This is a genomic window from Longimicrobium sp., assembly GCF_036280135.1.
GTDB lineage: Bacteria > Gemmatimonadota > Gemmatimonadetes > Longimicrobiales > Longimicrobiaceae > Longimicrobium.
On the sequence record NZ_DASURI010000483.1, the window covers coordinates 1 to 8,816 of the forward strand.

The window sequence follows — 8,816 nt, forward strand, 5'->3', positions numbered from 1 at the left end:
GTCCACTGTCCGCTCCGCCACCACTCGGTTTGGATCCTGGTCGCGTCCCCCTTCTCACCTGTTGCGTGAGACCGGAACCGCGGTAGTCGTAGAGGATCCGTATGCGCTGGGTGCCCGGGTTCAGAGGACCGATCTCCGCGCGCCACTGGAAGAGCGCGAACCGCTGCGGCCCGGCACACCCGCCTGGCTGAGACCGCTAGCCGCGCATGATCTACGCGCAAAGTCAGCACGCTGTATAAAACGCCAGCAGGACTTACACATGAAGCGGCTCCGGGAGAGGGACCCCGGGGCCGTTTTCGCATTCAGCGGCGTCCGCATCTGTGCCGGCGACGCCGCCGAGGTCTTTTACCAGCCCACGCTCAACTGCTCTTCACCATTTACAAGGAGGAATCCTCTCGGAGACCACGCCGAATCCGGTTCACCGCTACCTATGTGTTCCGACAGTCCCCGTCCACCTCAGCCGCACTTTGCAGATGATCTCCCAACCGGCACCCGCCCCAGCTCGCGCAAGGCAGCTCCGCGCGCGTCTCACCGATGAGGAACTCTGGATCCGCTACGCTCAATCCGGCTGTAAGGTCAGCTTCGGTATGCTCCACACGCGCTACCACGGGCCTCTGCATGCGTGGATAAGGCACTGCGGAGTACACGACGATGCGCGCGCTGCGGATCTCTGCCAGGACACTTGGGTCCGGCTGGTGAATCACCGCCGCCGGTTCGATGCAAAGATGAAGTGGCGCACCTGGGCGTTCCACGTGGCGAAGAACCTCGCCAAGAACGAAGGCAGGCGCCTCCAGCGGAGGTTCGTGACTCCCGAAGGCGACTTCCGGATGAAGGACGAGGAGACGGTGCAGGTGCGGAGCGCTGTTTCCTCCAGCCTCCCCGAGGAGATGATGCGTGAGCGGCAGTTAAGCGCGAGATTGGAAACCGTGCTCGCCGAACTCACTTCCGAGCAGCGCACGATCTTCACGCTGCGCTTCCTTGAGGGACGCTCGAACCAAGAGGCGTCCAGCCTCTTGGATATCCCGCTCAGCGCGCTGAAGGCGAAGGCGAAGCGGGTCCGCCTGAAGGTGCTGGGGGAGATGCAGCCCCTGCTGGAAGATAGGTCCTGACCTGGGCGGGCACGGTGCCGGCTGGAATCGTCCCGTGCCACCCCTCACAACCCGTCCGTCCGGTCGAGGCGCGCGCGCCTCGACCCAACCCCGGGAAAGAATCGGATCAATGGGGGGAGATGCGCTCTCCCCACCCCCTTCTCTCCTTGCGCGCGGGTACCGGGCGCGAAACACTAGGCCGCGCACGCCCTGACTGCAGCACAGCCTACGACGATAAAGATCAACACCGTCCCGGCCGCGGCGCAAAGCTGAGAGTTGCCGCAGTCATCCTACTCCACGGTGACGGTCTGCTGCGCCACGACCCGCTCCGGGTGCGGATTACGCCCTGTCCGCTCCCCGATCGGATGGGAGCGGAGACCGCGGTAGTCATAAAGCACGCGGTGTGGACCTAGGCCCAGCGGTGCGATGCGTGCGTGCCACTGGAAGAGCGCGAACCCACCGGGTCCGCCACACCCGCCGGGGTGGCGCCGGGAGCCCCGTACAATCACCCGCAGGATCAGCAGGGCCAGAGCGGTGGGTGCGCAGCCGTCGGTTTCTTCCGGGTCCGCCTTCGTCTGCGACTCATTGGGATCGTCCTCCTGCCGATGTGCCGGAGAATCGCGTAGCACAGTATACCAGAGGGGCTCAGTGGTCCGGCGCCTCGTCGGGATCGCCGTATTCGAACTGGTCCGTAGGCTGGAAGTTCCCGACCATGATGCCGCGCTTGAACTTCTCGCCGAGGTTCACGCCCTCTGCGCTGACGTCGAAGACGAACTGCTGCATCGTGCGCAGCCGCGTGCCGCCGAGAGTGACGGCGCGCTTCGCAACATAGACGGCCCCCCATGGGCAGCAGAAGAAGTGGCCTAGCCTCGTCCCGTTGTTCGTCGCGTACCCAATGTCGCCCCTGCCGAACGCGGCCTGGATCTCGGCGTGGATTGCGAGGGTGCGGGCGGGGTCCGGGTCCAGCTCCCACATCTTGCGTACCGCCTTGCCTGCCTCGCGGTCGCCGGCAAGCCGCTTCCGGGCGTCTGGGTCCGTCAGGCACCACGGATCAAAGCCGGCATCACCGGGCATCGCGACCCGGGCCTTGGATCCAGGCACCGGAGTCGTCCCGGGCTGGGCACCGCCTCCTGCCAGGGCCGGATCGGCAATCAGCTGGCCGAGCTCGTAGTAGAGCTCGATCGCCTCTTTCGCGTAGGGCTCCAGCCGCTCGTGCAGGTCGCGAGTCGGGTTGGTGCCGTGCAGTTCCACCGCGTAGCGCGCCTTTGCCTCCGCGGACGCATAGATCTGGCGAATCAGGTTGAGCTGCTTCTGCTTCTCCTTCCCGTCGGGTGCGGTTTCCGGCAGGAACGACATCGCCGCGGCGGCGTGTTCGCCGACCGCCTTCATGGCCTGCAGCATCCCGTGCAGGTGCGAGTTGGGGCACGGCTCCACTTCGCTCCACGCCGGGAATTCGGCGGGCACCTGCACGTCCAGCCGGTAGTCCGGGTTCGCGTGCGCCTGCTGCGCGCGGTTTAGCCACCCCTCCACCTGTGAGTAAAACGTCAGCACCTGGTCCGCAGTGACCGGCGGGACATACCCTGCCGTCGAGGAATTCTCCCTGTAGTCCGCCGCGAGGATGTCGTTGCCGAGGCTCTGCAGCACGAACGCGTTCCACGCGCACAGGAACTCCGCCCGGGTCGCGGGTGGCACGGTCCAGGGGTTCAGCCCCTCCGCGCTGCAGGCCAGCCGCCGGGCCTCCACCTGGTCCAGGAGATCGAAGACCGGCATACTCGCACGCTGGTATGCCTCGAGGGTTGTTGCCGGGACCTCCCCCTGCAGCCGGGAGATCATGCGAACCCACATCGAAGGACCTGTCGTCATCGGCCACCTTGGTTTAGGGAAGCAGTGCTAGCTGGCTGGCTGCGGAATTCAATGCGTGAGCGGCTCACTTCACCATGACCGTCCGGTCTGCCACGATGCGGTCCATGTATGCATATCGGCCTGTATCGATCTTGCTGCTTGCATGCGCCCGGAGACCGCGGTAGTCATAGAGGATCCGGATGCGATGCCGACCGGATTCGATGCGGTCGATCCGCGCGTGCCACTGCAACAGCGCAAACCCACCCGGTCCTCCGCACGCGCCGGGGTGGCGCTGTGAACCCTGCACGACCACTCGGAGGATCAATAGCGAATCCGTGGATTCTACTCGTGCCCGCAAGTCGTCGCACTCGTCTGGGGCGGCGATCACCCCGTGCGCCTCTACCCCACCGGCTCTGGCTTCTACGATCGCGGGCTCGGGCGGGAGGTCCGTTAAAGTGCTCCCCGCGTCCACCACCCGGTCACTATGCGTGACCATGAAGTCCACGCTGAGCCCGGCAGGTCTGTCGCAAGAGGGCCAGACGAGCATGGCGGCGACAGCGAGCGCCAGGCGGAGCAAGGGGTACGGTCCAGCCCCGGGTTGTTTCATCTCACATCCTGAGTCTTGGCTCACCTCGCATCGTACTGCATATCAGGACCTCGGACCGCCCGTCCATCGGCTCACGGGACAGCGTGAGCATCACCGGCCATGCGCTTCGTGGGGGCGCGCCCCTGCGCGGATCGGCAGTCCGGCCTGGGCAGTGCGGTTGAGCATCACCGCAGGCTTGGCTGAAGGACATTCGTGCCGGGCGAGGTATTTGTTTCGAGGACGCTGGCTTTCACGGATGCACCCGCGGGTGAGTGGTGTCGATCCCTGATGCCGGAGGTCTTGTCCCTGTCCCGCCGTTCCCTGCATGTACCCGCTCCAGGTACCGGATGCGCATCGTTAGTCCAAGGAAAAGCACGATCGCAAGCCCCACCAGGTAAGGCCAGAGCGGCGGATGCGGTGCCGGCGGCTTCTTCTTCGTCCGCCTGCGTCTTCGTCCCATGTCGATGCCGTTTTCGGTGCTGCAGGCGGCCCGCCGGTTGGTAGCTGGCCCGGGGCGGGTGGTTTTCGTCGATCAGAGAGGCCCGGGTTTCGGTGCCGCGCCGCAGACTGCACAGCCGTCCGCGCCGTCAGGGGAGCGGACTGCCCGGCAGTGGGTCCGCCTTCTGGCCTGAAGCGCTCGAATCCATTCGCCAGACCCCTGCTGTGTCAGGCGGAAAACTCAGGACGCTTACGATCGTGCGAGGGGAGGATCGGGCCTGTACTCCAGGACCAGGATTCGCTGGCTGTGGGCGTCAAGCACCAGCCGGAACCGTCGAAGGATGTCTGCCCCGATTACGCCGCCGAAGTCGGCGCGCGCCATCTCGCCCACGCTGTCCTGCGCGAACGCAGTCACTGGCCGTTCCACCACGAACGGCCCGATCGAAAGCGCAGCCAGCCGGCCGACGCGGCGGCGCGACATCCCACCGATGCCGACGGCGGTCCCTTCGACGGTCCCAGGGGTCGCGGCGAGCAGGTCGTGAGCATCCACGAAGGGACGCGTGAGCGCAAGTGCCCCACCGGACCCGGTGTCCAGACGGAAGCGTCCGGCGACCGGCGGACGGGTGGCCGCCATCACTCGCGCAGTGACGAACCACTCGCCCCCCTTGCGCACCCAAGGGATCTCGGTGCAGCCATTCGCGCAGCGGTAGGATCCGGGTGCATGGAGCCGGAGGGTGCGGGTCGCGTAGTCGATCTCCACCGCCCAGCGCTCGATTACATCCATCCCCAGGATGCCATCGATGCGACCTCCGGACTGGGTGGCGAGCCCGTCCAGCGGGAAGGCCGCGAGGTCGACGCGCAGGGGAGGTGCCCCGGGCATGTCGAGGCGAACGCTCCGGGCCCGCCTCCCTTGCCGGAACGCCGGCCCCACTCCAGAGAGCTGGGGCCCCGACGCGGTCTGCAAGCCGGCTGCCCGGGCGGCCCGGAGGTCGACCGCGGACACGGGAAACCCCGTGTCGAGAATGAACCGTAGCGGAGCTGAGCCGTTCACCCGTACCGGGAGCACCACATGGCCCGCCTCATACGCGAAGGGCACCGGGTCCGGCGGTATAGTCTGGCTCCAAGGCGCGAGTGCGGGGGCACAGCCCGAACACGCGAGCAGGCAGAGGGTCGCCGCGGCCGCCCACCGCCGCGTGCTCACGGCCCGTTTCCCTGCCGCATTGCGGAAGCGCCACGCTCCGCCCCAGCAGGCGCAGTCGCGGAAGTGTTGAGGCGCTCCACCAGTGCGCCAAGCTCTGCCGATACGGTTGCCGGCGGACTGCCCGCGGCAAGGCTTCGCTGCAGCTGGAGGAGCTCTGCGGCGAGCGAAATCCTGCTTTCCGCTCCGTCCTGCTCCACCTGAGCGTTGACGGAGCGCCGCCGCGCAGCTGCGCCTTGCCTGTCGTCCGGCTGGAACATGGACTCCACCGATTCAACGAGCCGGTTGAGGGCCAGGTAGACCACGGGCGCGGAGAACCCGCCGAGCATGGCGAGTGTGGGCTTTGCCATCGGGTGAGCACCGCGTCCGCCGGCCTCGCCCATGGGCACGAGGGCGACCAGCACGAAACCCGCGACGACGCCGAGCGTGAGCCTCACCCATAGCCACGGCGCGGTCGTGGGGTCGTACGTGCGCCCCGTGATCTGCTGGTTCACCTCGAACAGGGTGGCGAAGGAGGCTCCAAGGCCTGCCGCGCTCATCCAGAAGATCTCCTGAAGGAACACCCGCACGGCAACGGATTCGACGAGTGCGCCGTTCCGGGCCGTCGCCACGGACCCGAACACGCCGAGTCCGATGAAGGCGGCAAGGCAGACCAGCGAGATTCCGAGGATCTGGCGTACGACTGGCACGGTGCCGAGGGTGCTCCGGGACGGGCGATTCGCCGCGACCTCCTGGAGATACACGATGGAGCCGGGCTTGGCGGGATGAACCAGCCGCACGAGCCGCTGGTGGACGTTCGCGAGGGAGGCGGCGTCCGCCGGCCCTCCACTGGCGGAGGAGCAGGCGTCCACCTGGGCGACGAGATCCGCCGGCACGCCCGCCCCGGAGGCCAGCAGATACCGCGTCATCGCCACGCATTCGTTCACCAACTCGCCGTGGAGCGTCTCCGGCGGGTGCGCTGTAGAGGATGGCATGGTCAGCTCGCGTGCGGGGTGGCCGGACCGCGGTATCCAAGAAGCCGGAGCGCATTCGCGATCACGATGAGCGTGCTGCCCTCGTGCGCGATGACAGCGGGTCCGATCCCGAACAGGCCCGTGGTCGTAGCGACCACCAGAAGCGCGATCACGCCCAGGGAGACATAGAGGTTCTGGCGGATCACGCCCCGCGCCTGGCGCGAGAGTCCCACAGCGAACGGGAGCTTGCCCAGATCGTCGCCCATGAGCGCCACGTCGGCCGTCTCCAGCGCGACCGCCGTCCCGGCGCCGCCCATCGCGATGCCAACGGTGGCGTGCGCCAGCGCCGGTGCGTCGTTGACGCCGTCGCCGATCATCGCAACCTGCCCGTGCTGGCCGAGAAGGTCACGGATCGCGGTGACCTTGTCCTCGGGAAGCAACTCGGCCTTCACTTCGTCGACGCCGACCTCCCGGCCGATCGCGTCCCCCACGCCTCGGTTGTCGCCGGTCAGCATTACCAGTGGTCGGAGGCCCAGCGCCCGAAGGCCGTCCAGCGTGCCACGCACGCCATCGCGCGGGCGGTCCGCGACTCCGAGCACCCCGAGCCAGCGCTGGCCATGCCGCACGGCCATGGTGCTCCGCCCGCCGACCTGGAGGCGCTCGACGGCGGCGAGCACCTCCGGATCCACCTGGACGCCCTGCTCCTGCCACAGCCGGAGGCTCCCGATCTCCACCGTCTCGCTGCCGACGAGCGAGCGCACCCCGCGCGCCGTGATGCTTTCAAGCGGACCTGCCTCCGGCAGGTCCAGCCGCTGCTCCGCGGCGCGGCGGACCACCGCCTGCGCGAGCGGGTGCTGGGAATGCTGCTCCACGGCCGCCGAGATGGCCAGCAGTTCCCCTTCCGCGACGCCGGCCGCGGGAACAAGGTCCGTGACCTCGGGCTTGCCGACCGTGAGTGTGCCCGTCTTGTCGAACGCGAGCGCGCGGAGCGTTCCCAGGTTCTCCAGGTGGGCGCCCCCCTTGATGAGCACGCCGTTCCGGGCGGCCTGCGCGATACCGGCCAGCACGGCGGACGGCGTCCCGAGCGCCAGCGCGCATGGTGACGACGCGACGAGGAGCGCCATGCCGCGGTAGAAGCTGGTGCTCCAGTCCCAGAAGCCCAGGAGCGGCGGGACCACGATCAGCAGCAGGTCCGCCACCAGGACCACGGGGACAAAGACGCGCTCAAAGCGCTCCGTGAACTGCTGCGTGGGCGCTTTCTGCGTCTGCGCCTCCTCCACCAGCTTGATCACCCGGTCCAGCGTCCGGTCGCCAGCAGCGCGGGTGGTAGTGATGAAGAGCGCGCCCTCGCCGTTCACGGTCCCGGCGAACACTTCGTGGCCCGGCGCCTTGTCCACGGGCACGGATTCGCCGGTGATCGGGGCCTGGTTGACGGCCGAGTTCCCGGATTGCACCACCCCGTCGACGGGGATCCGCTCCGCGGGACGTACCACCACCGTGTCGTCGGTGCCGACTTCCTCCACCGGCACCTCCACCATCTGCTCGCCGCGCTTTACCCGCGCGATCAGCGGAGCCAGATCGGCCAGCGCCTTGATGGCACCCCGGGCGCGGCCCAGCGCGTAGTGCTCGAGCGCGTGGGCGAGAGAGAAGAGGAAGAGCAGGAACGCGCCCTCCAGCCACTCGCCGAGCACGGCCGCGCCGATTGCGGCGAGCAGCATCAGCAGGTCGATGTCGAACGAGAGCCGGCCTTTGCGGAGCGAGCCGAGCCAGTGGCGGGTCAGGTCCCAGCCGCCGAAAGCGTAGCTGGCCGCGTACAGCCCGATGGCCGCGGCCGCTGGGAAGGCGAGCCACCGCTCACCGGCAAAGGCGACGGCGAGCAGCAGGCCGGCGGCGAGGCTCCACGCCAGCTCCCGGTTGCGGGCATACCAGCCCGCACCTTCGGGGACCGGCTCCTTCGGGTGGCAGCAGCCGACCTGATGGGCGACCGGCGCCTCCGAGGCGTACCCGGTCCGCCCCAACTCCGCGCGGATCGCGTCCACGGACGTACGCTCACGTTCGAACTCCACCCGCGCCCGCTGCGCGGGAAGGCTCACCGACGCGTTCAGCACGCCGTCGATCCCGAGGAGTGATTTCTCGATCCGGAGGGCCGCGTCTTCGGCGCCCACTGCCCGGATCGGGAGCACGGCGTGCCCGTAGCGCTCCGTGACTTCCGCGCCGGCGGCGCGGGCGAGGCGCTCCACCTGCGCGAGGGTGAGCGTCTCCGTGTTGTAATGCATGCAGAGCGCATGGGCTCCGCCGTTCTCCTCGACCAGATGAACCTCGGTCACCCCCGGGTGACGCGCAATCAGGCTCTCCAGCCGGTCCACACAGGCGTCGCGGGAATCCGCGACCTCGGGCAGAAGAACAGGCAGGTCCAGCCGCAGTTTCTCGGTCATCGTTTCAGACCTCCTCCTCGCCTTCGTGCAGCGTCTTGATGCGCACCGCGCGCTCGACGGGGAGCACGAACACCATTCCGTCGCCGTAGCGCCCCGTGTGAGCCGTCTCGCAGATCAGCTCCACCACCTCGTCGACCTGGTCATCATGCACCACCGTCTCGATGCGGACCTTGGTTTCGAAGTCGTCCACGTGGTCGTCCACGCGCGCGGGCGGCTCCTCCGCGCGCTCCCGTCCGAACCCCCGGGCGGCGGTGACCGTCATCCCCGGAAAGCGGG

General features: G+C 68.2%; 7 protein-coding genes. 1 reads left to right on the forward strand and 6 read right to left on the reverse strand.

Annotated features, from left to right (window positions below):
- Positions 1-587: 587 nt before the first annotated feature.
- Positions 588-1,109 carry an RNA polymerase sigma factor gene (locus tag VFZ20_RS15680; RefSeq protein ID WP_329684857.1) on the forward strand — a complete coding sequence of 174 codons (522 nt, stop codon included), beginning with the start codon at positions 588-590 and terminating at the stop codon, positions 1,107-1,109.
- Between the two features lie 624 nt (positions 1,110-1,733).
- Here the strand turns inward: VFZ20_RS15680 and VFZ20_RS15685 are convergent.
- The 6 genes from VFZ20_RS15685 to VFZ20_RS15710 all read right to left on the reverse strand — a co-directional run.
- Positions 1,734-2,921, reverse strand: a complete 1,188-nt coding sequence (locus VFZ20_RS15685) for a hypothetical protein (RefSeq protein WP_329684851.1) — start codon at positions 2,919-2,921, stop codon at positions 1,734-1,736.
- Between the two features lie 94 nt (positions 2,922-3,015).
- Positions 3,016-3,435 carry a hypothetical protein gene (locus VFZ20_RS15690; protein WP_329684852.1) on the reverse strand — a complete coding sequence of 140 codons (420 nt, stop codon included), beginning with the start codon at positions 3,433-3,435 and terminating at the stop codon, positions 3,016-3,018.
- Between the two features lie 769 nt (positions 3,436-4,204).
- Entirely contained in the window at positions 4,205-5,155 is a 951-nt protein-coding gene (locus VFZ20_RS15695; RefSeq protein ID WP_329684853.1) for an aspartyl protease family protein, read from the reverse strand.
- Entirely contained in the window at positions 5,152-6,126 is a 975-nt protein-coding gene (locus VFZ20_RS15700) for a hypothetical protein (RefSeq protein ID WP_329684854.1), read from the reverse strand. The genes VFZ20_RS15695 and VFZ20_RS15700 overlap by 4 nt, the downstream gene beginning before the upstream one ends.
- A 2-nt stretch (positions 6,127-6,128) precedes the next feature.
- A complete protein-coding gene (locus VFZ20_RS15705; RefSeq protein ID WP_329684855.1) occupies positions 6,129-8,540 on the reverse strand; it encodes a heavy metal translocating P-type ATPase in 2,412 nt (803 codons plus the stop codon).
- A gap of 4 nt (positions 8,541-8,544) precedes the next feature.
- Positions 8,545-8,816, reverse strand: a 272-nt coding sequence (locus tag VFZ20_RS15710) for a P-II family nitrogen regulator (RefSeq protein ID WP_329684856.1), incomplete at its 5' end; no start/stop codon positions are given.